We start from the raw sequence: 23270 nt of genomic DNA, 5'->3' as shown, positions 1-23270 counted from the left end.
CCCTGATTCGTAAAAAACGAATTAGGGTTTTTTTTAGAATATGGGAGGCTGGTTGATTGTGAAACATTTACTTACGATGACAGATTTGTCGATTGAGGAAATTACAGGCTTGCTTTTAGATGCTGAGGCATTTGCTAATGGGGAAACGTGGATGCCAGCAAAAAGACACTTTGTAGCAAATTTATTTTTTGAAGCGAGCACGCGTACTAAAATCAGCTTTGAAATGGCACAGCGGAAGCTTGGGCTGGATGTAATCCCTTTTGAAGTGCAAACATCAAGTGTATTAAAAGGCGAAAGCCTATCCGATACAGTGAAGACTTTAGAAGCAATTGGAGTGGAAACCGTAGTAATTCGTCATTCAGAAGATAATTTTTTTGCAAATTTAATACAAAGTGGTGTATATTTATCCATAATGAATGCTGGTGATGGATGCGGGCATCATCCTACGCAATGTTTATTGGATTTGATGACCATTAAGCAGGAATTTCAAACGTTCCGAGGTTTAAAAGTGGCGATTGTAGGAGATATCAGGCATAGCCGCGTAGCTCGGACAAATGCGGAAACACTGACCAGGCTAGGTGCAAAGATTGTATTCTCCGGCCCGCATGATTGGGCGAATCTTCCGGGAAGTAATGTGTCCTATCAACCAATTGATGACGCTATCGAAAATGCAGATGTAGTTATGTTGCTTCGGATCCAGCATGAACGTCATTCAGAGGAATTGCCTATGAGCAAAATAGAATATTTGAACAGATACGGATTGACGATTGAAAGGGAGAGACGGCTGAGGAGTAATTGTATAATTATGCATCCTGCGCCAGTGAACAGAGGTGTGGAAATTGATGATTCTTTAGTTGAATGCGCACGTTCGCGAATATTTAAACAAATGACCAATGGAGTATATGTGAGAATGGCTGCTTTAAAAAATAGTATCGAGCAAAGGGGAGGAGCGGCAAATCATGAATACAATTATAAAAAGTGCGCAATTTTATCTTGAGGATGGAACACAGGTCACAAAGGATATTTTAATTCAAAACGGAGTGATTTCCGATATCCAGGATGAATTGCCAAATCAGCAGGCAAACATCATTCATGCTAAAGGATTTTTATTGGCACCTGGTTTTATCGATTTGCATGTTCACCTAAGAGAGCCGGGAGGAGAACATAAAGAAACGATTGAAACAGGTACACAGGCTGCAGCAAAAGGCGGATTTACCACTGTAGCTGCTATGCCGAATACACGACCCGTTCCGGATACAGCCGAACATTTACGTTCGTTAAATAATAGAATAAGAGAAACGGCGAGCACAAGGGTATTGCCCTATGCATCAATTACAGTCAGGGAGCTCGGAAAGGAATTAACTGATTTTGAATCTCTGAAAAAATCCGGAGCATTTGCCTTTACAGATGACGGAGTCGGCATCCAGTCAGCTGGTATGATGCTTGAAGCTATGAAAAAAGCTGCAAAACTGGATATGACCATTGTCGCTCATTGTGAGGATAATTCGTTAATTCAAAGTGGATGTGTACATGAAGGAATCTATTCGAGAGAACATGAATTACCCGGCATCCCTTCAGTATGTGAAGCGGTCCATATTGCCAGGGATGTATTACTGGCTGAGACAACAGGGTGCCATTATCATGTTTGCCACATCAGCACGAAGGAGTCTGTAAGAACGGTTCGTGATGCCAAGAAAGCAGGCATACATGTAACAGCAGAGGTAACCCCCCATCATTTGTTACTGTCCGAAATGGACATTAAGGAGCTGGATCCTAATTTTAAAATGAATCCGCCTTTAAGAGGTGAGGATGACAAAAAAGCATTGCTAGAAGGCCTGTTAGACGGGACGATTGATTTTATCGCTACGGATCATGCCCCCCATTCAGAAGAAGAAAAATCACAACATATCAGGCTTGCACCGTTTGGCATAGTTGGATTAGAAACAGCTTTTCCGCTGTTGTATACATATTTGGTGAAAAAGGGAGCGATGACCCTGAAACAATTAATTGATTTTTTGACGATAAAACCAGCTCAAGCATTTAAACTTAACTATGGAAAAATAGAAATAGGAAGACAAGCGGATCTAGTTCTGATTGATTTAGAAGAAGAGCAAGTGATTAATCCTCAAACCTTTCTTTCCAAAGGAAAAAACACACCATTTGCTGGCCTGAGCTGTCAAGGATGGCCGGTTATGACGATTGTGGAAGGTAAAGTAGTTTGGCAGAAAGGAAGTCTAACTGAATGAAGAGACAATTAATTTTAGAAGATGGAACAATTTTTATTGGTGAAGCATTTGGAGGAGAAAGCGATAAAATTGGTGAGGTTGTATTTAATACGGGGATGACCGGTTATCAGGAGATTTTATCTGACCCTTCATATTGTGGTCAAATTATTACGATGACTTATCCTTTAATCGGCAACTATGGAATCAATAGGGATGATTTTGAGTCAATCGCTCCGAGTCTCAGTGGCCTAATTGTAAAAGAAGTGGCTGATTTTCCTTCGAATTGGAGAAGTGATTTTTCTCTTGATGAATACATGAAAATAAAGAATATTCCTGGCATTGCAGGGATTGATACTCGGAAATTGACAAGAATGATTCGTGAAAGAGGTACAGTAAAAGGTGTAATTTGTTCAATAACTAAAGATGCTGAAACGATGCTCCACCAAGTGAAAGCAACTGTGCTGCCTCGTAATCAGGTTCAAAAGGTATCTACAAAAAAAGCGTTTCCCAGTCCAGGACGCGGTTATCGAGTAGTCGTGGTGGATTTCGGAATGAAGCATGGAATATTAAGAGAATTAAATAATCGAGGCTGTGATGTAATCGTTGTTCCTTATAATACTACCTTTGAAGAAATTATGACGCTGCGTCCGGATGGTATCATGCTGACAAATGGACCGGGAGACCCTGAAAATGTTCCGGAAGCGATTGAAATGATAAGAAAAATTATCGGAAAAGTGCCAATGTTCGGTATTTGTCTCGGTCACCAGTTGTTTGCTTTAGCATGTAATGCAGAAACTGAAAAAATGAAATTTGGACATCGCGGTTCCAATCACCCAGTTAAAGATTTAAAAACAGGTAAAATTGCACTGACCTCGCAAAACCATGGATACACAGTAAAATATGACTCTATTGAACAAACAGACTTGGAAGTTACGCATATTGCATTAAATGACGGGACGATTGAGGGATTAAGACATAAATACTACGATGCTTTCACCGTCCAATATCACCCGGAATCATCGCCTGGCCCGGAGGACGCAAATTATTTATTTGATCAATTCATTAGCATGATTGAGAGATCCAAACTGAAGGAGGTAGTAAAATGAGTAAACGTACAGATATTAAATCCATCCTGGTTATTGGATCCGGACCGATTGTAATCGGCCAGGCAGCAGAATTTGATTATGCGGGTACACAAGCTTGTCTCGCATTAAAAGAAGAAGGGTATCGTGTAGTCTTGGTAAATTCCAACCCGGCTACAATTATGACAGACACGGAAATTGCAGATGCGGTTTATATTGAGCCATTAACGTTAGAGTTTGTTAGTAAAATCATCCGTAAAGAACGCCCTGATGCTTTATTGCCCACACTCGGAGGGCAAACTGGACTAAATCTGGCTGTAGAACTGTCCAATTCTGGAGTGCTCGAGGAATGCAGTGTTGAAATTCTGGGAACAAAGCTATCGGCAATTGAGCAGGCTGAGGACCGTGATCTATTCCGAACCTTAATGAACGAATTGAATGAACCGGTTCCTGACAGCGCAATTATTCATAATCTGGAAGAAGCCGAGGCTTTTGTTCAGACTGTAGGATACCCTGTAATTGTACGACCGGCTTATACACTTGGAGGGACAGGCGGCGGAATCTGTTCAAACGAAGAGGAATTACGCGAGATTGTAGCCGGTGGTCTCAAGAGCAGTCCTGTCACCCAATGCTTGCTGGAAAAAAGTATTGCAGGGTTCAAGGAAATTGAATATGAAGTCATGAGAGATTCGAATGATAATGCAATCGTGGTTTGTAACATGGAAAATATCGATCCTGTCGGAATACATACGGGAGATTCGATTGTAGTGGCACCGAGCCAAACATTGAGCGATCGAGAATATCAATTATTGCGCAATGCGTCGTTGAAAATTATTCGTTCTTTAAAAATTGAAGGAGGCTGTAATGTTCAGCTTGCTCTTGATCCAGATAGCTTCAATTACTACATTATCGAGGTTAACCCAAGGGTGAGCCGTTCGTCTGCACTTGCTTCTAAAGCAACCGGTTATCCCATTGCAAAGCTTGCAGCTAAAATTGCAGTTGGTTTGACACTTGATGAGATGATCAATCCCGTAACCGGTAAAACATATGCGAGCTTTGAACCGGCACTTGATTATGTCGTAACCAAAATACCACGCTGGCCTTTTGATAAATTTGAGGAAGGGAACAGAACCCTCGGAACGCAAATGAAAGCAACTGGTGAGGTTATGGCAATTGGCAGAACGTTCGAGGAATCTCTATTAAAAGCAATTCGCTCCCTAGAGGTTGGAATCTTACACTTTGAATTGCCCAAGGCTGAGATGATTATGGATGAAGAGATTGAAAAACAAATTAAAAAAGCAACAGATGAACGTCTATTTTATATTGCTGAAGGGCTGAAGCGCGGATTAACGATTCAGTTGATCCATGAATGGTCTCGGATTGATTTATTCTTTCTGCATAAATTTGCAAAGATTGTTGAGATGGAAGCTAAACTATTAGAAGCCCCCTTCCATCCGGGATATACATTAATAGCCAAAAAACTTGGTTTCTCTGATTATATCTTAGCAAAGCTTTGGAATAGCTCTGAATTGGAAGTGTATCAATGGCGCATGGACAATCAAATTAAACCGGTATTTAAAATGGTCGATACCTGTGCTGCGGAGTTTGAATCTGAAACACCATATTTTTACTCCACTTATGAGGATGAGAATGAATCAATCGTAACACCAAAGAGGAGTGTCGTCGTACTTGGTTCAGGACCCATTCGAATCGGGCAGGGAGTTGAATTTGATTACGCAACTGTTCATTCTGTCTGGGCGATTAAAGAAGCCGGCTATGAAGCGATTATTATAAACAGCAATCCGGAAACGGTCTCAACTGATTTTAGCATATCAGACAAATTATATTTTGAGCCCTTAACGATTGAAGATGTGATGAATGTCATAGATTTAGAAAAACCGGAAGGGGTTATTGTACAATTTGGCGGCCAGACTGCCATTAATCTCGCCTCAGCCCTTGTAGAAAGAGGAGTTAAGATACTGGGAACGTCTTTAGAGGATGTGGATCGATCTGAAAATCGCGATATGTTTGAGCAAGCCTTAACGGAACTGAATATCCCGCAGCCTAAAGGGAAAACAGCCTTGTCAGTGGAGGAAGCAGTCGAAGTGGCTGATGAGATTGGATACCCTATTTTGGTAAGGCCGTCCTATGTTCTCGGTGGAAGGGCAATGGAGATCGTGGATGATCAGGAGGATTTACTGCATTATATGGAAAATGCCGTAAAGATAAATCCGAAGCATCCTGTATTAATCGATCGTTATTTAACAGGGAAAGAAATTGAAGTGGATGCGATTTCTGATGGTGAAACAGTTGTTATTCCGGGAATCATGGAGCATATTGAACGGGCTGGCGTCCATTCCGGCGATTCTATAGCAGTCTACCCTCCACAGAATCTATCAGAGAGTATGAAAGAAAAAATCATAGATTATACGATTAAACTGGCAAAGGGTTTAAATATCATTGGCTTGTTTAATATCCAATATGTAGTCTCCAATAATGAAGTGTATGTAATTGAAGTTAATCCCCGTTCAAGCAGGACTGTGCCGTTCTTAAGCAAGATCACTAATGTTCCAATGGCAAACTTGGCTACTAAGGTCATTTTGGGACAAAAGCTTAAAGATTATGGTTTCGAAAATGGTCTTGTATCTGAAAAGACGGGTGTTTACGTAAAAGTACCGGTATTTTCATTCGCGAAGCTACGCCAGGTTGAAATTACGCTCGGACCAGAAATGAAGTCAACAGGTGAAGTGCTGGGAAAAGATGATACATTACAAAAGGCTTTGTATAAAGGGTTAATTGCATCAGGAATTCAGATAAAGCAATATGGAACTGTCCTCTTGACTGTTGCGGATAAAGACAAAGAAGAGGCCGTTTTACTTGCGGAACGTTTCAATGAAATCGGCTATCAAATCATTGCTACAGAGGGAACGGCTCAAGCGTTAGATCAAGGGAATATTCCATGTCGAATTGTTGGAAAAATTGGCAGTGAAGAGCCGAACTTATTGGATATGATTCATAACGGCAAAGCACAGCTGGTGATTAATACGTTAACCAAGGGAAAACAGCCTGAACGTGATGGCTTTAGAATTCGTCGTGAGTCGGTTGAAAATGGGATTCCTTGCATGACTTCCTTGGATACGGCCAATGCCATTTTAACAGTACTGGAATCGCTAACGTTTTCGACAACTAAAATGAACCATATGCAAACAGCCAAGGAGGCAATCAGCTTATGATTCAAAAAGAGATGATGACAGTCGTCAGCCATCGAATGATTGCACCGAAAATATTTGAAATGACTATGGAGGGGACGCTTGTCTCCTCCATGACAATGCCCGGACAATTTGTACATATCAAAGTATCGGATGGGATAGGTCCTTTGCTGCGCAGGCCAATCAGCATATGTCAGATTGACCCTGAGCAATCTCGTTTTACAATCGTTTACAGAGCGGAAGGAAAGGGAACCAGCATTCTTTCTGAAAAAAAGCCGGGGGAAAAAGTCGATGTGCTTGGTCCGCTTGGCAATGGGTTTACGATTGAGGAAGTGAACCCGGGAGGAAAAGCACTTTTGATTGGCGGAGGAATTGGAATACCACCTTTATTACAGCTATCAAGAGATTTTACGGCAAAAGGTGTATCTGTCATTCATATTTTTGGTCTCCGTACCAAAGCTGATATTTTTTATGAGAACGAATTTGCTGAGCTCGGGGAGACCATTGTCACAACTGAAGACGGGACGTACGGAATAAAAGGATATGTAACAAATGCTTCAGCTCCGTTGGACATTGATGTGGTTTATGCATGTGGACCAACACCGATGCTAAAGGCCGTTAAGGATAAATATGAAGGGAAAAAGGTGTTTATTTCGCTTGAAGAGAGAATGGGCTGCGGAATAGGAGCCTGCTTTGCCTGTGTGTGCCGTACCCCGGAAAATGGTTACCGGAAGATATGTACGGATGGCCCGGTATTTCGTTCAGAGGAGGTGGTCATATGAATAATCAATTACGTATGCAGCTGCCTGGATTAGCCTTAAAAAATCCGATTATGCCGGCATCTGGTTGTTTCGGGTTTGGCAGGGAATACAGCCAGTTCTATGATCTCGGCAAGTTGGGTGCCGTCATCATTAAATCAACGACTCTTGAACCGCGTTTTGGAAATCCGACCCCAAGAGTAGCGGAAACAAATGCAGGGATGCTAAATGCTATTGGACTTCAAAACCCTGGCTTGGAGCATGTGATGAATGAGGAACTTCCATGGCTTGATACGTACGATGTACCGATTATTGCTAATGTTGCAGGAACCTTGATGGAGGATTACGTGGAGACGGCGAAACGGATAAGTACAGCTCCGAATGTGCATGCTCTTGAACTAAATATTTCCTGTCCGAATGTAAAATGCGGCGGTATTCAATTTGGTACCGATCCGTCTGTGGCTAAAGAATTAACTAAAGCGGTAAAAGAAGTATCTTCAGTGCCAGTCTACGTTAAATTGTCTCCGAATGTCAGCGATATAGTTTCCATTGCGAAGGCAGTCGAAGAAGGCGGTGCTGATGGACTGACAATGATTAATACACTAATAGGAATGCGTATCGATCTCAAAACAGCCCAGCCGATTTTAGCGAATCGGACAGGCGGTTTATCAGGGCCGGCTATTAAGCCGGTTGCGATTCGAATGATTCATGATGTTAGCTCACAGGTTTCGATTCCTATCATTGGCATGGGCGGCATTGAAACAGCAGAGGATGTAATTGAATTCCTATATGCAGGTGCGAGTGCGGTTGCGGTTGGAACAGCAAACTTCATTAATCCGTTTGTAATGCCAGAGATTATTGACGCTCTGCCAGATCTTATTTTATCACTCGGGTTTGATCATATATCTGAATGTATAGGAAGGAGTTGGAATAAGAATGCGCAGTACACCGGTTATCGCGCTTGATTTTCCTAATAGAGAGCTTACCTTGCGTTTTTTACATAAATTTAATGAGGAAAAACTGGCTGTTAAAGTAGGTATGGAGCTTTATTACGGGGAAGGTCCTTCTATCATTACGGCAATTAAAGAATTGGGACATGACATTTTTCTGGACTTAAAATTGCACGATATTCCCAATACGGTTGGGAAAGCAATGGAAACAGTGGCAAGACTGGGAGTCGATATGGTTAATGTTCATGCAGCAGGCGGAAGAAAGATGATGGAATATGCACTTGAAGGTCTTGAAAAGGGTACTCCTCCTGGAGAAAAAAGACCACTATGTATAGCAGTTACTCAATTGACGAGTACAAGTGAAGAGCAGATGCAAAGAGAGCAATTCATTCAGTCAACCCTGGCTGAAAGTGTCATTCATTATAGTCAATTAGCAAAAGAATCAGACCTTGATGGAGTGGTTTGTTCCGTACATGAAGTCCAGCAAATTAAAAATCAGGTTGGCCGAAATTTTATAACCGTTACTCCTGGAATTCGTCTGGCTAGTGATACAGCAGAAGACCAACAAAGAGTGGCTACACCATTTATGGCTAGTGTGCAGGGAAGTGATTATATCGTTGTGGGTAGAAGTATTACAAAGGCAGAGAATCCAATAGAGGCCTATTATAAGATTGTTGAAGAATGGGAGAGAACGATATGAAAAGAAAAATAGCAGAGCGTTTATTATCTATTCAAGCCGTTGCCTTACAGCCAAGCCATCCTTTTACCTGGTCATCTGGGATCAAATCTCCCATTTATTGTGATAATCGATTAACGATGTCTTATCCGGAAGTACGGAAGGATATAGCGAAAGGTCTGGCTCAATTAATAAAAGAAAAATTTCCTGAAGCAGAGATTATTGCAGGAACAGCTACAGCAGGTATACCGCATGCTGCCTGGGTAAGTGAACAACTGGATTTCCCGATGATTTATGTACGTTCCAGTGCAAAAGGGCATGGAAAAGGAAATCAAATTGAGGGGAAAGCGGAAAAAAGCGATAAAGTGGTCATCGTGGAGGATTTGATCTCAACGGGAGGAAGCTCAATCACATGTGCCAAGGCATTGCGTGAAGCCGGCTGTGATGTACTAGGGGTTGTATCAATCTTTACATATGAAATGGATAAAGCAACTAGTGCATTTGCTGATATTGAGATTCCATACTATTCCTTAAGCGATTATTCAACTCTTATTGAAGTTGCGGAAGAACACCAATACGTGACAAAGGAGGAGTTGAATAAGCTCCGTAAATGGAAGCAAAATCCTTATGATGAGAGTTGGGTCAACTAAATACATAAAGAGTCAGCGAGAAATGATTTGAATTTGTTTGAGTTTCCCTTTTTTGTTTATGTCTGTTAAACGTTATGTTGATTATAGGTGATCTGATTGAGCGATTGCTAGAATTAGAGGGAGAGTATACCGTGAGCCGCCAACAAGAAATATCATAAGGAAAAAGACTGAGTGGTTTCATTCAGTCTTTTTGTTCATTCGGCTCTCGTAATAGTCTCCGGATAAGGAAAACTGGCATAAAAGGAGGAATGGAGAATGGCAGAGTTACCCGAAATCTATCAATTAAGCACCCAGATGAATGACTCTCTCACGGGTAAATAAATTGAACGGGTGGAAATAAAGCAGGAAAAGTGCTGCAATGTTTCGGCGTTTGTATTTTCATCACGAGTAATAGGATCAACGGTTAAAGCAGTTCAAAATAAAGGAAAATGGATCATCGTTTCCTTATCGAATGGAGAAAATATGTTAATTTTGCTCGGGATGGGAGGAGATTTGCTTTACTTTGAACACATTTCATCCAATCCCGTTCAGGAAAAATATCAATTCCTTATCCAATTTCAAGATGGGACAGGGTTTTCCATCCGATTTTGGTGGTTTGGAAAAGTGTATATCGCCAATGAACAAGAAATCAAAGAAGAAAAATCAATCAAAGATATTGCCTTCACTCCATTCGATGAGGAATTTACCTATGACTATATCAGACGGTTGGTTAACGGAAAAAAAGCGGGAATTAAATCCTTCTTGTTGAATCAAAAAAACGTTGGCGGAATCGGCAATATGTATATTCACGATATCTTGTTTGAAAGCGGAATTCATCCTCAGAAGAAAGTATCCGACCTATCGGAAGAAGAGGTCAAAAACCTCTATGACAGCATGCAGGAACAATTGCACCATTCTTTATCCAAGGGGAGTTTTTCTCTTGAAAAGGATTTTTATGGACACAACGGTGGGTACTCGACGAGTGATTTTCAGATAGCGTATAAAAAAGGGGAACCTTGCCCTAGATGCGGGGAGACCATTCAATCGATCAAAACAGGAAGCACCACCTCGTACATTTGTCCTGCGTGTCAGAGGTTGTCAAAGACGGAATGAAATATTCTGTCTTTTTTTGATTTTGTTCATCCAGGAAACATCAGTTTTAGTTAGACAATCCCACTAAAAGACGCTTGTAAATACCAAAAATTGGGTAAAATTATGAGTGTGAATGTGAATAAAAGGAGGAAAAGAGCATGGGGAGACTGGATGGAAAAGTGGCAATTATCACGGGTGCATCACGAGGAATGGGTTCTGAACACGTAAGAGAGTTTGTCAAAGAAGGAGCTAAAGTGGTGATTACGGATGTACTCGAAGCGGAGGGAAGGACGTTATCGAAAGAGCTCGGGGAGAACACACTATTTGTGAAACACGATGTAACCAATCCAGACGATTGGAAACATGTCATAAACCAAGCGGTTGAAGCCTTTGGACCTGTGACGGTTTTGGTGAATAATGCTGGATATGCTGGTCCTGTGTCTTCGCTGACCGATTTGGCAGATGAAGACTACCTCAAAATCATAAGTATAGACCAACATGGAACCTTCTATGGGATGAAAGCGTTAATTCCGCATATGATCGAGGCGGGTGGAGGCTCCATTGTAAATATATCATCTACCGCAGGATTAAGACATGTCAATGGAACCCCCAATGTGGCGTATACGGCAGCCAAACATGCAGTGAACGGGTTGACGAAAGCAGCAGCCGTAGAATACGCCGACAAGAATATTCGAATCAATGTGATATGTCCAGGAGGTGTATTAACCCCGCTGCTAAAAGAAACCTATACACAAGAACAACTGGATATGTATGCTACAGCTCCGATAGGACGATTATCAGACCCACAAGAAATCTCTAAACCAGTCTTGTTTTTAGCCTCGGACGACGCCTCCTATATAACGGGAGCGGAGTATGTCGTGGATGGGGGACTATTAGCTAGATAGCTCAATCGGGCGATAGGTGAAAATCAACTGACTGGCCATCACGGAGGCTAAAAAATATCAGGGATGATCCCTGATATTTTTTTATTGCAGTCTTTTTTTGCTTCCATACTTTAGCGAGTTGTGTATAAGAGGGAAATTTCAAGAAGAAAACAAAAACAGATTAATATAACTGTGGATACACTTTGATCCTGTTCATAATTAAATTTTTTAATTCTTAGGTTGCTACCTATTTACAAGGCTATCTTTACCGTTTATTATTTAAGTAATTACTTAATTACTTATACATCATCAAATATTTATGGGGGTTATTGAAAATGAATGAGACTTTTAAAGCTTTATCGGACCCCACACGCAGAAAAATTCTTGATTTATTAAAAGATGGTGATTTAACAGCCGGGGAGATACATGAACATTTTGATATGTCCAAGCCAAGCATATCTCAGCATTTAAAAATCTTGAAAAGCGCAGGCTTAGTCCATCATATCAAAAAGGGGCAATATGTGTATTATTCTTTAAATACAACTGTTCTGCAGGATCTGATCAGTTGGGCATATGGGATTACTCAGCCCCAAAAAGATTAAAACAGATGAAGAAAGAGGGGAAAATTATGAAAAGGAATATTTTCCAATTACTTTAATTGCCATATCAATCATTAGCTGGCTGGCCTTTTTCCCATCCTTACCTGCAGAGGTGCCGATTCATTGGGGTAAAGATGGAGCAGATGGATTTCAATCGAAGGGAGCTGCTTTTTTTACCTTGCATTCCATTATGATTTTTACTTATGTTCTCATGATGGTAATTCCTAAAATTGATCCGAAAAAGAAAAATTTTAATTATTTTTCAAAAGGTTATCTGATCATTAATTATGCACTTATTACATTGTTTTTTGTTATCAATATGATTACATTACTCATATGTCTGGGAATTGATATCCCAATGGAACGTTTGGCTGGGCCTATTGTAGGTCTGCTATTTATGATTCTTGGAAATTATATTCAGCAAGCAAGAACTAATTTTTTTGTTGGTATACGAACGCCCTGGACACTCAGCAATGATGAAGTTTGGAGAAAGACGCATCGTTTAGGCGGCAAGTTATTTATGGGTGGGGGCCTACTCATTTTCCTTACGATTTTCATGCCTGCAGATTGGGAGTATTATATGATCATGGGTGTAACTGCCATTATAGTGATTGTGCCAACAGGCTATTCATATTTTCTATTTAGAGCAATAACAAAAGAATAATATAATGAAAACGCAGCGGAAGATTTAGTCCGCTGCGTTTTTTCTATGCTTTTAAGGATAAAACCAATTCTTCATCCGGTGTAACATAGTAGGTTGTTTGATTATCATAGGTTACAAAGCCTGGTTTTGAGCCGGCTGGTTTTTTTACATGTCTGATTAGAGTGGAGTCTACCGGGACTTGGCTTGATTGCCTTGCCTTACTGAAATAGGCAGCCAGAATGGCGGCTTCTTTTATCGTTTGTTCGGTAGGATTTGTATCGCGGATGACAACATGGGATCCCGGAATATCCTTTGTATGGAACCAAAGCTGGTTTTTAGCCGCTAAGCGATTGGTTAAATATTCATTCTGCTTATTATTTTTACCTACCAAAATTTCAATGCCATCACTGGACAAATAGGAATCAAGGACAGGCTTCAAATCTTTTTTCTTCCCTTGCTTTTTGGTATATCTTTTTTTTACATATCCGCCTTCTTCAAGCTCTTCACGGATTTCCTGCAAATCTCTTGGTGAGGCGGTGTTCATTTGATGGATTAAATTATCGAGATATTGAATTTCTTCATTTGTTTTTTCGATTTGATCGATTACAAAGGATTTGGCGTTCTTTGCCTTTTGATATTTAGAAAAATACCATTGAGCATTTTCAGAAGGGGTTTTTCGGACATCGAGCTCAATCAAAAGAGTAGGTTGATTTTCATCATAATAATCAATTACTTCAGCACTCTTCATTCCTTTGTTTAAAGCGTAAATATGACCGGTTATCAGTTCCCCGTATTTCTTGAATATTTCTGCCTTCTCTGAATCCTGCAGAGTCTCTTCTAATTTTATTAGTTTCTTTTCATTTTTTTCTTTTTCATTTGAGAGAATTCTTTCCAGGTCATGCGCTTGCTGCTTGACGCGATCCCGATCCGCTTTTTGATAATAAAAGCGATCTAACAATAAGCTTAGAGAAGGAAATTCCTTCTGATCACCTTTCAAATGCTGAAGGGGGATGAGGTAGAAAGCTTCCTTATCTCCTGTAACCAATGTTGGCTGATAATTATGTGATTTTAACTGCTCCATGATCGTATTAAAGCTCTCTGGAACGGTCTCCCTGTTTACGAGACCAGCCCTGTAGGTTATTTCTTTCGCAAGCAGAGGAGAGATACCGGCAAATTGTGTGACCAATTGTTTATCAATTCTGCCTGCAAAATAATCAATGTATGTCAAGCCTTTATCAATATCTGAGAGCGGATTGACTTTATTCTGAGCTGGCGGCAAAACATAGGAATGACCTGGCAATAATGTCCTGTAGCTATTTAAAGCAGGCGGTACATGCTTGATGCAGTCTATGATCATATTTCTTTCTTTATCAACAAGAATAATATTGCTGTGTTTGCCCATTATCTCGATGATTAATAACTTTTGAGTTATATCGCCGATTTCATTGCGCCCTCTAATTTCAAATTTAATAATTCTTTCCAATTCAGGCTGTTCGATTTTCTCTATAAAATAGCCTTCCAAATGTTTACGAAGCAGCATGCAAAACATGGGTGCTTCTGAAGGATTATCCGTGTTTTCTTCTGTTAGTTGTACACGGGCATAGCTTGGATGTGCAGACAGCAGAAGCTTATGATTGGTTCTGCCTGCGCGAATGACTAGCAGTAATTCATTTTTATAGGGCTGATGAATTTTTGTTATTCGTCCACCAGTTAACGTCGCTGATAATTCTTCGGTCATTGCTCTTGTAAAAAAACCGTCAAAGGACATATGTGTGACACCTTCTTTAGTAAGTATTCAAATTATAAATCTCCATTCTAACAAGTATAGCATTTTTTAGGACAACTCTGAATAAACATGTACCAAAGAAAGTTATTCGGATTGTTAAGGAGGTAGTATCCGTCACATGAAACTTGTAGAAATGGACAAAGAAAAGCTACAATCCGCTTTTGGAGTACATACAAAAAAAGGGTTAAGTCATCAGGAAGCAAAAAAAAGGTTAAACCAATACGGAGAAAATGAATTGGCAGAAGGAGAAAAGCAATCCGCTTTAATTCTGTTTTTTCAGCAGTTTAAAGATTTTATGGTACTTATCCTGCTTGCGGCTACTCTCGTTTCGGGTTTGCTGGGAGAGTATATTGATGCCATTGCCATTATCATGATTGTATTGATTAATGGTTTATTGGGGTTTTTTCAGGAAAGGAAAGCAGAAAAATCGCTGTCTGCTTTAAAGGAAATGGCTGCACCGCAAATGATTGTATTACGAGATGGGTTATGGTCGAAAATACCTGCTAAAGAATGTGTACCAGGAGATATAGTGAAGTTTTCAAGCGGCGACCGTATAGGTGCTGATATGAGGATTTTCAAACAGTACAATCTTGAAATAGAAGAATCTGCATTGACAGGTGAATCTCTCCCGGTCGCTAAAACGGAAGAATCAAGAAGTGATGGTCAAGAGGGAATCGGCGATCAGGTTAATATGGCATTTATGGGAACGATGGTAACACGTGGGTCAGGTGAGGGTATAGTTGTTGCGACAGGAATGAAAACGGCAATGGGCCAAATCGCAGATCTGTTGCAAAGTGCCAATACGCAGCAGACGCCTTTGCAGCTTCGACTTGAACAACTGGGAAAAATACTTATTGTTGTTGCTTTACTGCTGACTTTATTAGTTGTAGGTATTGGTGTTTTACAAGGAAATAACTTATACACCATGGTTCTTGCGGGAGTATCTTTAGCCGTAGCTGCTATTCCTGAAGGTTTGCCGGCAATCGTTACGGTAGCCTTATCCCTCGGAGTCCAGCGAATGATTCGCCAGAAAGCGATCGTAAGGAAACTGCCTGCTGTAGAAACATTGGGCTGTGCATCGGTTATTTGTTCTGATAAAACAGGGACGATGACAGAAAATAAGATGATGGTGATTAAGGTTTGGGTTTCAGGGCAGCAGTGGTCAGTGTCCGGGAAGGGGTTTGACCCAACAGGTAAGTTTGAATGTGTCAGCGGTCATCAGGATGATACGGAGTTAAAGCAACTGCTCACCTATGGTATCCTTTGTAACAACGCTGAGCTAAAGCTTAAAAAGAAAAAGTACTATATAGATGGGGATCCGACTGAAGGAGCTATGCTTGTTGCCGCTATGAAGAAGGGAATCGACCGCCAGCTTTTATTTGAAAAGTATAAGATTTTAAAGGAGTTTCCTTTTGAATCAGAACGTAAATTAATGAGTGTGCTGGTAAAGGATCATAACGGAAGGCAATTTGTCATTACAAAAGGGGCACCTGATGTCTTACTTGGGAAATGTACAACGGTTATGACCAATGGCAGAGTGCAGCATATGGACGAGCAACTTCGTGAGTCCATTGGGAATACAACTGAACATATGGCTGAACAAGCATTAAGGACAATTGCGGTTGCCTACAAAAGTGTACCGGCCAATCAAGCAATTCTTGACCAAACGGATGCTGAAAATGAATTGATATTCCTTGGCCTTGAAGGAATGATGGATCCACCGCGTCCAGAAGTAAGGAAAGCGGTGCTAGAATGTCGCGATGCAGGTATTAAAACGGTGATGATAACCGGCGATCACTTAATAACAGCAAAGGCTATCGGTAAACAATTGGAAATATTCCGCGAAGGGGACCGTGTGCTGACCGGTAAAGATTTAGATGCGATGTCTGTGGATGATTTGGAAAATATCGTTGACGAGACGACTGTTTTTGCCCGTGTTTCACCAGAGCATAAATTGAAAATAGTCAGTGCCTTTCAACGAGTAGGACATATAGTGGCTATGACAGGAGACGGAGTGAATGATGCACCAGCTATAAAGGCTGCAGATATTGGAATAGCGATGGGTATATCCGGTACGGATGTGGCTAAAGAAACATCTTCGTTAATTTTATTGGACGATAATTTTGCAACCATAAAATCGGCCATAAGAGAAGGTAGAAATATTTACGAAAATATTCGTAAATTCGTACGCTATTTATTAGCATCAAATGTAGGAGAAATTTTAGTTATGTTATTTGCAATGATCATTGGACTGCCCTTACCTTTATTGCCGATCCAGATTTTATGGGTAAACCTAGTTACGGATGGATTGCCGGCTATGGCACTGGGACTCGATCAACCTGAAGAAAATGTGATGAAGCGAGGTCCTCGTCATCCAAAAGAGGGGGTATTCGCTAGAGGATTAGGTTGGAAAATCATATCAAGAGGATTCTTGATTGGTATTGCCACATTGCTCGCGTTTATAACCGTATATAAATCGAATCCTGATAATTTACAATATGCTCAGACGGTAGCCTTTGTAACTCTGGTCCTTGCACAATTAATTCATGTATTTGATTGCAGAAGTGAAAAATCAATCTTTTCAAGAAACCCATTTGGCAATATGTATCTTGTATGGGCAGTCGTTTCTTCTTTAATTCTTATGATGATTGCCTTGTACTATCCACCTTTACAAGCCGTTTTCCATACGGTGCCGATAGCGCCTCGGGATTGGCTATTAATTGTCGGAATGGCGTCTATCCCAACTTTTTTATTGGCAGGTACATTTTTTGTAAGTAAATCTAAATAAATTGTGATATAATTTTTAAGGTAGTAGAGTGAGCTCTATTACCTTTTTATTTTATATTAGCATGTATAATGTTACTGATTGGAGCTGGGGCCGGATGATTTTAAGCATGACAGGGTATGGAAGAGCGAAGACAGAAAATGATGCATTATCCATAACCATTGAGATGAAAAGTGTGAATCATCGTTTTTTTGAATGCAGTATCCGATCACCTCGTCAACTGCTCATGTATGAAGACAGGATTAAAAAGATTATTCAGCAAAAGCTGCATAGAGGTAGAATAGAAGTATTTATCAGCCTTCAGGGTGATGGAACCGTTAAAAGAACGATGACACCTAATTGGGATTTAATTGACCAATTCATGAATATATCTACTGAATTCAATAATAAGTACAGTGCGTTTGCAGAACCGGAGATGACTGATTTGCTTCATCTCGAACATATTATCTCTATTGATGAAAAGGAAGAAGTTAATGCCGATCTCGAGAAAATGCTGCTTGGTACGGTAGAAAAAGCTGCTTCTCGCTTGTCAAATATGCGGGAAACAGAAGGTGAGTTCCTAAAGAGCGATTTAACCGAGCATATCAAAAAATTTGATGCAGAGGTTGAGGATGTCAGGGAACGTGCACCGGAAGTTGTTAAGCAATATAGCAGCCGGCTCAAACAAAAGCTTGAAGAAGCAGTTGGAGATATTTTTGATCAAAACAGGCTATTAACAGAAGTAGCTTTATTTACAGATAAAGCAGATATACATGAAGAAGTTTCAAGGTTAAAAAGCCATATCGCGCAATTTCTAGAATCATTAGAGGCAAGCGGTCCGATTGGCAGAAAGCTTGATTTTCTCATCCAGGAGATGAATCGGGAAACAAATACAATCGGCTCTAAAGCAAACGATGCCATAATCGCAAGAAAAGTTGTCGAGATGAAAACAATTCTTGAGAAAATGAAGGAACAGGTTCAAAATGTAGAATAATACAGTTTATGACAGTACATACAAGCATACACTAGGTAAGAGGGATGGAGGCTGCTTCAATGTCCATAAAGTTGATTAATATTGGATTTGGGAATATAGTTTCTGCTAATCGCATTGTTACCATTGTAAGTCCTGAATCTGCACCTATTAAAAGGATTATTCAGGATGCCAGGGACAAGGGTTCGCTTATAGATGCTACATATGGAAGAAGAACACGCGCAGTGATTATAACCGATAGTGACCATGTGGTTCTTTCTGCGGTACAGCCGGAGACCGTGGCTGCGAGGTTACATGACCGTGATGAGAGCGTGTTGGAAGGATAGGTGATTGTTTTGGAGGAAAAAGGGTTATTAATAGTTTTATCAGGTCCATCTGGAGTGGGGAAAGGTACAGTCAGAAAAGCAATTTTTTCTCAGCCTGATGTTGATTTTCAATATTCAATTTCAGCAACTTCCAGAAAACCTCGTGAGGGAGAAGTTGATGGGGTGGATTATTTCTTTAAATCGAAGGAACAATTTGAAGATATGATCGCCAAGGATGAACTTTTGGAGCATGCCGAATATGTGGGAAATTATTATGGCACACCAATTGATTACGTTCGCAAAACCTTAAATGAAGGCAAGGATGTATTTCTAGAAATAGAAGTACAAGGAGCGCGTCAGGTTCGTGAGAAGTTTCCTGACGGTTTATTTATTTTCCTTGCTCCGCCAAGCCTTAAAGAACTTGAAAATCGGATTGTAACAAGAGGTACTGAAACAGATGAGTTAATCCGTAACAGAATGAAAGCCGCTCGTGAAGAAATCGAAATGATGAATCTTTACGATTATGTAGTAGAAAATGATCGTGTAGAACATGCATGCGAGCGCATCAATGCAATCGTGGTGGCTGAACATCTACGTCGTGAACGAGTAGAAAAAAGATACAAAAAATTATTGGAGGATGATAAATAATATGTTGTACCCATCTATTGACTCACTATTAACAAAAATTGATTCTAAATATTCTTTGGTATCCGTTGCAGCTAAACGTGCACGTTATATGCAGGAATCTGGAGAAAGCACAAAAATTGCTAAGCCGGTATCTCATAAATATGTTGGAAAAGCGCTTGAGGAAATCCATTCTGGTGACTTAACGTATCGAGTGGTAACTGAAGGTCGTCAAGACTTTTAATAGGCAATGCTTTCGAAAAAACAACCTTACGATTGGTAATAAGGTTGTTTTTTTTTGCTGGCTAATGATATGTTTTCGAATTATAGTAAAACATATTAGTGCAAATTTAATAGATAATATATGATATAAAAGATGTATATATAGGAATTCTCAAGAATACCAGTTATGGAGTGATTAGATGCTTGATAATAAGAAGATACTTGTTTGTGTAACAGGAGGTATTGCTGTATACAAATCGGCCGCATTAACAAGTAAACTTGTTCAGGCTGGTGCGCAAGTAAAGGTTTTAATGAGTGAATCAGCAACTAAATTTGTGATGCCGTTAACTTTTCAGGCTTTATCCAGAAACGATGTTTATATAGATACATTCGACGAGAAAATCCCTGGTAAAATCGCTCATATTGAGCTTGCTGACTGGGCAGATGTTATTCTGGTTGCACCTGCTACAGCCAATATTATAGGGAAATTGGCAAATGGAATTGCTGATGATATGATTTCAACTACCTTGCTGGCAGCAACGGCACCTGTTATGATTGCTCCGGCCATGAATGTCCATATGTATAACCATAAAGCTGTGCAGCGAAATATGGCGCAGCTTCGAGAAGATGGCTATTTATTTATGGAGCCTTCAGAAGGCTATTTAGCCTGTGGGTATGTTGGTAAGGGAAGGCTGGAGGAACCCGAAACAATTGTTGCTAATTTAGAAGATTTTTTTGCTGAAGAAAAGAAATCATTAAGTGGCAGAAAAGTCCTGATCACAGCAGGTCCAACCCGTGAACGGATCGACCCGGTTCGTTATATATCTAATTTTTCAAGCGGTAAAATGGGATATGCTTTAGCGGAGGCGGCAAGAAACATGGGAGCTGAGGTTACATTGGTGTCAGGTCCGGTTGCATTGAATGCTCCTGCAGGTGTCAAAGTAATTAAAGTAGAAAGTGCTTCCGAAATGTATGAAGCGGTAATGGAAGTAATGGATGACCAGCATATTATTATTGGTACAGCAGCTGTAGCTGATTATAAACCAGCTGTTTATGAGAATCAAAAGGTGAAGAAACAAGCAGGCGACAGTACGCTTGAACTGACTCGTACAAAGGATATTCTCCGAGAGGTTGGTAAGAGAAAAACGAACCAAATCTTGATTGGTTTTGCAGCTGAAACGAATAATTTGGATGAGTATGCAAAGAAAAAGCTGGTTAAGAAAAATGCTGATATGATTGTCGCTAATAATGTTACCCATGAAGGTGCCGGGTTTGGAACGGATACCAACATTGTTACCCTATATAAAAAAGATGGCAGTTTCAGAGAACTTCCTTTATTAAGTAAAGGTGATGTTGCCAAAGAAATATTGAAAGAAATAGAATCATTTCAAGTAAATGAGGATCACTCTTTATGATAGCGGAAGTAATTGTAGATGTACCGGCCCAGCAAACGGACCGTCCATTTGATTATAAAATTCCGGAAAAATGGGCCGGTATTATTCGAGAAGGAATGCGTGTGACGGTTCCGTTTGGCCCGAGGAAATTACTTGGCTTCGTCGTAAGGCTAAAGGAGCATACAGAAGTAAAGGGTTTAAAATCAATCAGCAGTCTATTGGATATTGAACCAGCGTTAAATAACGAATTATTGGATGTTGGACATTGGCTCGCGGATGAGACGATGTGTTTTAAAATATCAGCATTCCAGGCAATGCTTCCGGCAGCATTGAAAGCAAAGTATGAAAAACAAATTCGGATTGCTCCAGGTAAGCAGACAAATGATCTCCCAAAACAGATTCAGTATTTGTTCAGTAAAGCGGAAGCCGTCAGCTGGATTAAGATTCAAAATGACGAGCTTTTGTCCTGTATAAAGACTGAAATTGACAATGGAATTCTTGAAATTACCGTTCAGGTATCTGATAAAACAAAAATAAAAAAGCTAAAATATATAGAATCAATGCTAACCAGGAACGAGTTGCTTGAACAATTAGAACACTTAAATGCCAATGCCAGCAATCAGAAAAAACTAGTATCCTATCTGGTAGAACATCCAGGGGAGCAATTGCTGGCAAAAGTGCTGGAAGAAACGAATATTAACAGTTCCTCTGCTATCAAACCTCTTGTGTCAAAGGGTATCGTTCAGATAACTGAGAAAGAGGAATATCGTAATCCATACGCCGAAGGCCAATTTACAAAGGATCAATGCCTGAAGTTAACAGAGAACCAACAGGCAGCTATCAATCCGATTAAGTTAGCTATAAAGGAAAATCGAAATGAAAATTTCCTATTATATGGTGTGACAGGAAGCGGAAAAACGGAGATCTATTTACAATCCATCAAGCAAATCGTAGATAAAGGGAAGGAAGCCATTGTTTTGGTGCCTGAAATTTCTTTAACACCCATGATGGTAACTAGATTTAAGCGACGGTTTGGAGATTTGGTAGCCGTATTACATAGCGGCCTGTCTCATGGTGAAAAATATGATGAATGGCGCAAAATTCAACGCGGAGAGGTTAAAGTTGTAGTTGGTGCCCGTTCCGCAGTTTTTGCCCCGTTCACTAACTTGGGTCTGATTATTATTGATGAGGAGCATGAGGGTAGTTATAAACAGGAAGAAACACCGCGTTATCATGCGCGTGATGTAGCGCTTAAACGGGCGGCCTATCATAATTGTCCGGTTGTACTTGGCAGTGCTACACCGTCTCTCGAGAGTTTTGCAAGAGCAAAAAAAGGTGTATATACGTTGTTAACGTTAAATAGCAGAGTGAACGATCAGGCTTTACCAGCTGTTTCAGTCGTTGATATGAGGGATGAAATGAGAGGGGGAAACCGCTCGATGTTCTCCGGTCTATTATTTGAAAAACTGAAGGATCGTGTAGATAAAGGGGAACAGACTGTTCTCTTGTTAAATAAAAGAGGACATTCATCCTTTGTGATGTGCCGCAACTGTGGAATGGTAGTTACATGTCCAAATTGTGATATATCAATGACGTATCATCGTGTCCAAGCGCTTATGAAGTGCCATTATTGCGGACTTGAAGAACGGGTTCCGGAGGTTTGTCCTGACTGTGGCAGTGACCATATTCGTTTTTTTGGTACAGGAACTCAAAAGGTTGAGGAAGAGCTGGGGAAATTGCTGCCGCATGCCAGAGTCATTCGAATGGATGTGGATACAACCAGACGTAAAGGCGCACATGAAGCATTGCTGAAAAAATTCGAAGATGGACAAGCAGATATTCTTCTTGGTACGCAGATGATTGCCAAAGGTCTCGACTTTCCAAGAGTGACCTTGGTAGGGGTCCTTACTGCAGACACGATGCTGCACTTACCTGACTTCCGCTCATCAGAACGTACCTTTCAGCTATTAACGCAGGTCAGTGGGCGTGCCGGAAGACACGAATTGCCAGGCGAAGTGGTAATCCAGACCTATACTCCTGAACATTACAGCATTCAACTGGCATCAGAGCAGGATTATGACGGTTTCTTTATGAGAGAGATGTTTTTACGGAAACAAAATGACTATCCTCCCTATTATTATATCGCTCTTTTAACAATCTCTCATGAAGATGTGATGAAAACGGTGGAAGCAGCCGAGAAAATAACGGCATTTATTAAGCGACAGGTAGGGCCGGAAACGGTTGTATTTGGACCATCTGCTTCTCCAATGTCTAGAATCAACAATAGATATAGGTACCAATGTTTGATAAAATACAAGCGGGAACCAAATCTAAGTACAATTTTAAAAAAATTGAATGAAACATATGGACGTAATGCCACCCAAACAGGGTTACAATTATCGATTGATGTCAATCCGTTCATTATGATGTAAATAGA

At 40.4% G+C, this 23270-nt stretch carries 20 protein-coding genes; 19 read left to right on the top strand and 1 reads right to left on the bottom strand.

Annotated elements, in window-relative coordinates; translation table 11 throughout:
• Positions 1 to 58 precede the first annotated feature (58 nt).
• From AC4D4A_RS11025 to AC4D4A_RS10970, 12 genes are all read left to right on the top strand, one after another.
• Positions 59 to 997, top strand: a complete 939-nt coding sequence (locus AC4D4A_RS11025) for an aspartate carbamoyltransferase catalytic subunit (protein WP_490995945.1) — start codon at positions 59 to 61, stop codon at positions 995 to 997.
• A complete protein-coding gene (gene pyrC, locus AC4D4A_RS11020) occupies positions 960 to 2246 on the top strand; it encodes a dihydroorotase (protein ID WP_490995944.1) in 1287 nt (428 codons plus the stop codon). Before AC4D4A_RS11025 ends, pyrC begins: the two co-directional genes overlap by 38 nt.
• The gene (locus tag AC4D4A_RS11015; protein WP_490995943.1) at positions 2243 to 3331 is read left to right on the top strand and encodes a carbamoyl phosphate synthase small subunit; all 1089 of its coding nucleotides are present in this window, start codon (positions 2243 to 2245) and stop codon (positions 3329 to 3331) included. The genes pyrC and AC4D4A_RS11015 overlap by 4 nt, the downstream gene beginning before the upstream one ends.
• A complete protein-coding gene (carB, locus tag AC4D4A_RS11010; protein WP_490995942.1) occupies positions 3328 to 6540 on the top strand; it encodes a carbamoyl-phosphate synthase large subunit in 3213 nt (1070 codons plus the stop codon). Before AC4D4A_RS11015 ends, carB begins: the two co-directional genes overlap by 4 nt.
• Positions 6537 to 7298, top strand: a complete 762-nt coding sequence (locus AC4D4A_RS11005; RefSeq protein WP_490995941.1) for a dihydroorotate dehydrogenase electron transfer subunit — start codon at positions 6537 to 6539, stop codon at positions 7296 to 7298. The genes carB and AC4D4A_RS11005 overlap by 4 nt, the downstream gene beginning before the upstream one ends.
• A complete protein-coding gene (locus AC4D4A_RS11000) occupies positions 7295 to 8239 on the top strand; it encodes a dihydroorotate dehydrogenase (protein WP_066100632.1) in 945 nt (314 codons plus the stop codon). Before AC4D4A_RS11005 ends, AC4D4A_RS11000 begins: the two co-directional genes overlap by 4 nt.
• A complete protein-coding gene (gene pyrF, locus AC4D4A_RS10995) occupies positions 8211 to 8924 on the top strand; it encodes an orotidine-5'-phosphate decarboxylase (protein WP_490995940.1) in 714 nt (237 codons plus the stop codon). The genes AC4D4A_RS11000 and pyrF overlap by 29 nt, the downstream gene beginning before the upstream one ends.
• Positions 8921 to 9550, top strand: a complete 630-nt coding sequence (pyrE, locus tag AC4D4A_RS10990; RefSeq protein WP_140461248.1) for an orotate phosphoribosyltransferase — start codon at positions 8921 to 8923, stop codon at positions 9548 to 9550. The genes pyrF and pyrE overlap by 4 nt, the downstream gene beginning before the upstream one ends.
• Before the next feature lie 330 nt (positions 9551 to 9880).
• Positions 9881 to 10642, top strand: coding sequence for a zinc finger domain-containing protein (locus AC4D4A_RS10985; RefSeq protein ID WP_490995939.1), 762 nt, complete (start codon positions 9881 to 9883; stop codon positions 10640 to 10642).
• A gap of 137 nt (positions 10643 to 10779) precedes the next feature.
• Positions 10780 to 11526, top strand: coding sequence for an SDR family NAD(P)-dependent oxidoreductase (locus AC4D4A_RS10980; RefSeq protein ID WP_140461250.1), 747 nt, complete (start codon positions 10780 to 10782; stop codon positions 11524 to 11526).
• A gap of 314 nt (positions 11527 to 11840) precedes the next feature.
• On the top strand, positions 11841 to 12107 hold the full coding sequence (locus AC4D4A_RS10975; protein WP_066100620.1) for an autorepressor SdpR family transcription factor: 267 nt from the start codon (positions 11841 to 11843) through the stop codon (positions 12105 to 12107).
• The gene (locus AC4D4A_RS10970) at positions 12079 to 12768 is read left to right on the top strand and encodes an SdpI family protein (protein WP_490995938.1); all 690 of its coding nucleotides are present in this window, start codon (positions 12079 to 12081) and stop codon (positions 12766 to 12768) included. The genes AC4D4A_RS10975 and AC4D4A_RS10970 overlap by 29 nt, the downstream gene beginning before the upstream one ends.
• 43 nt (positions 12769 to 12811) lie before the next feature.
• Here the strand turns inward: AC4D4A_RS10970 and AC4D4A_RS10965 are convergent, their stop codons facing one another.
• Positions 12812 to 14515 (bottom strand): Rqc2 family fibronectin-binding protein, encoded by a 1704-nt coding sequence (locus AC4D4A_RS10965; protein WP_490995937.1) that lies wholly within the window; start codon positions 14513 to 14515, stop codon positions 12812 to 12814.
• A 136-nt stretch (positions 14516 to 14651) separates the two neighbouring features.
• Here AC4D4A_RS10965 and AC4D4A_RS10960 point away from each other — a divergent pair, with 136 nt between their 5' ends.
• From AC4D4A_RS10960 to priA, 7 genes are all read left to right on the top strand, one after another.
• Positions 14652 to 17321, top strand: coding sequence for a calcium-translocating P-type ATPase, SERCA-type (locus AC4D4A_RS10960; protein ID WP_490995936.1), 2670 nt, complete (start codon positions 14652 to 14654; stop codon positions 17319 to 17321).
• Between the two features lie 94 nt (positions 17322 to 17415).
• Positions 17416 to 18291 (top strand): YicC/YloC family endoribonuclease, encoded by an 876-nt coding sequence (locus AC4D4A_RS10955; protein ID WP_490995935.1) that lies wholly within the window; start codon positions 17416 to 17418, stop codon positions 18289 to 18291.
• 59 nt (positions 18292 to 18350) lie between these two features.
• Positions 18351 to 18614, top strand: coding sequence for an extracellular matrix/biofilm regulator RemA (gene remA / locus AC4D4A_RS10950; RefSeq protein WP_066100607.1), 264 nt, complete (start codon positions 18351 to 18353; stop codon positions 18612 to 18614).
• 9 nt (positions 18615 to 18623) lie between these two features.
• Entirely contained in the window at positions 18624 to 19241 is a 618-nt protein-coding gene (gmk, locus tag AC4D4A_RS10945) for a guanylate kinase (RefSeq protein WP_490996027.1), read from the top strand.
• 1 nt (position 19242) lies between these two features.
• Positions 19243 to 19461 carry a DNA-directed RNA polymerase subunit omega gene (gene rpoZ / locus AC4D4A_RS10940; RefSeq protein ID WP_066100606.1) on the top strand — a complete coding sequence of 73 codons (219 nt, stop codon included), beginning with the start codon at positions 19243 to 19245 and terminating at the stop codon, positions 19459 to 19461.
• A gap of 178 nt (positions 19462 to 19639) precedes the next feature.
• Positions 19640 to 20854, top strand: coding sequence for a bifunctional phosphopantothenoylcysteine decarboxylase/phosphopantothenate--cysteine ligase CoaBC (gene coaBC, locus AC4D4A_RS10935; protein ID WP_490995934.1), 1215 nt, complete (start codon positions 19640 to 19642; stop codon positions 20852 to 20854).
• Positions 20851 to 23265 carry a primosomal protein N' gene (gene priA, locus AC4D4A_RS10930; RefSeq protein WP_490995933.1) on the top strand — a complete coding sequence of 805 codons (2415 nt, stop codon included), beginning with the start codon at positions 20851 to 20853 and terminating at the stop codon, positions 23263 to 23265. Before coaBC ends, priA begins: the two co-directional genes overlap by 4 nt.
• Positions 23266 to 23270 lie beyond the last annotated feature (5 nt).

The organism is Pradoshia sp. Z5_111, from assembly GCF_058267535.1.
The sequence above is the reverse complement of the archived record's forward strand: the minus strand, read 5'-3'. Positions and strand labels throughout refer to the sequence as shown.

Excerpts from the sequence above, each read along its gene's own strand:
- pyrC (WP_490995944.1), top strand. The coding sequence starts at position 960 with ATGAATACAATTATAAAAAGTGCGCAATTTTATCTTGAGGATGGAACA.
- AC4D4A_RS11015 (WP_490995943.1), top strand. The coding sequence starts at position 2,243 with ATGAAGAGACAATTAATTTTAGAAGATGGAACAATTTTTATTGGTGAA.
- carB (WP_490995942.1), top strand. The coding sequence starts at position 3,328 with ATGAGTAAACGTACAGATATTAAATCCATCCTGGTTATTGGATCCGGA.
- AC4D4A_RS11005 (WP_490995941.1), top strand. The coding sequence starts at position 6,537 with ATGATTCAAAAAGAGATGATGACAGTCGTCAGCCATCGAATGATTGCA.
- AC4D4A_RS11000 (WP_066100632.1), top strand. The coding sequence starts at position 7,295 with ATGAATAATCAATTACGTATGCAGCTGCCTGGATTAGCCTTAAAAAAT.
- pyrF (WP_490995940.1), top strand. The coding sequence starts at position 8,211 with ATGCGCAGTACACCGGTTATCGCGCTTGATTTTCCTAATAGAGAGCTT.
- pyrE (WP_140461248.1), top strand. The coding sequence starts at position 8,921 with ATGAAAAGAAAAATAGCAGAGCGTTTATTATCTATTCAAGCCGTTGCC.
- AC4D4A_RS10980 (WP_140461250.1), top strand. The coding sequence starts at position 10,780 with ATGGGGAGACTGGATGGAAAAGTGGCAATTATCACGGGTGCATCACGA.
- AC4D4A_RS10975 (WP_066100620.1), top strand. The coding sequence starts at position 11,841 with ATGAATGAGACTTTTAAAGCTTTATCGGACCCCACACGCAGAAAAATT.
- AC4D4A_RS10970 (WP_490995938.1), top strand. The coding sequence starts at position 12,079 with ATGGGATTACTCAGCCCCAAAAAGATTAAAACAGATGAAGAAAGAGGG.
- AC4D4A_RS10965 (WP_490995937.1), bottom strand. The coding sequence starts at position 14,515 with ATGTCCTTTGACGGTTTTTTTACAAGAGCAATGACCGAAGAATTATCA.
- AC4D4A_RS10960 (WP_490995936.1), top strand. The coding sequence starts at position 14,652 with ATGAAACTTGTAGAAATGGACAAAGAAAAGCTACAATCCGCTTTTGGA.
- AC4D4A_RS10955 (WP_490995935.1), top strand. The coding sequence starts at position 17,416 with ATGATTTTAAGCATGACAGGGTATGGAAGAGCGAAGACAGAAAATGAT.
- remA (WP_066100607.1), top strand. The coding sequence starts at position 18,351 with ATGTCCATAAAGTTGATTAATATTGGATTTGGGAATATAGTTTCTGCT.
- rpoZ (WP_066100606.1), top strand. The coding sequence starts at position 19,243 with ATGTTGTACCCATCTATTGACTCACTATTAACAAAAATTGATTCTAAA.
- coaBC (WP_490995934.1), top strand. The coding sequence starts at position 19,640 with ATGCTTGATAATAAGAAGATACTTGTTTGTGTAACAGGAGGTATTGCT.
- priA (WP_490995933.1), top strand. The coding sequence starts at position 20,851 with ATGATAGCGGAAGTAATTGTAGATGTACCGGCCCAGCAAACGGACCGT.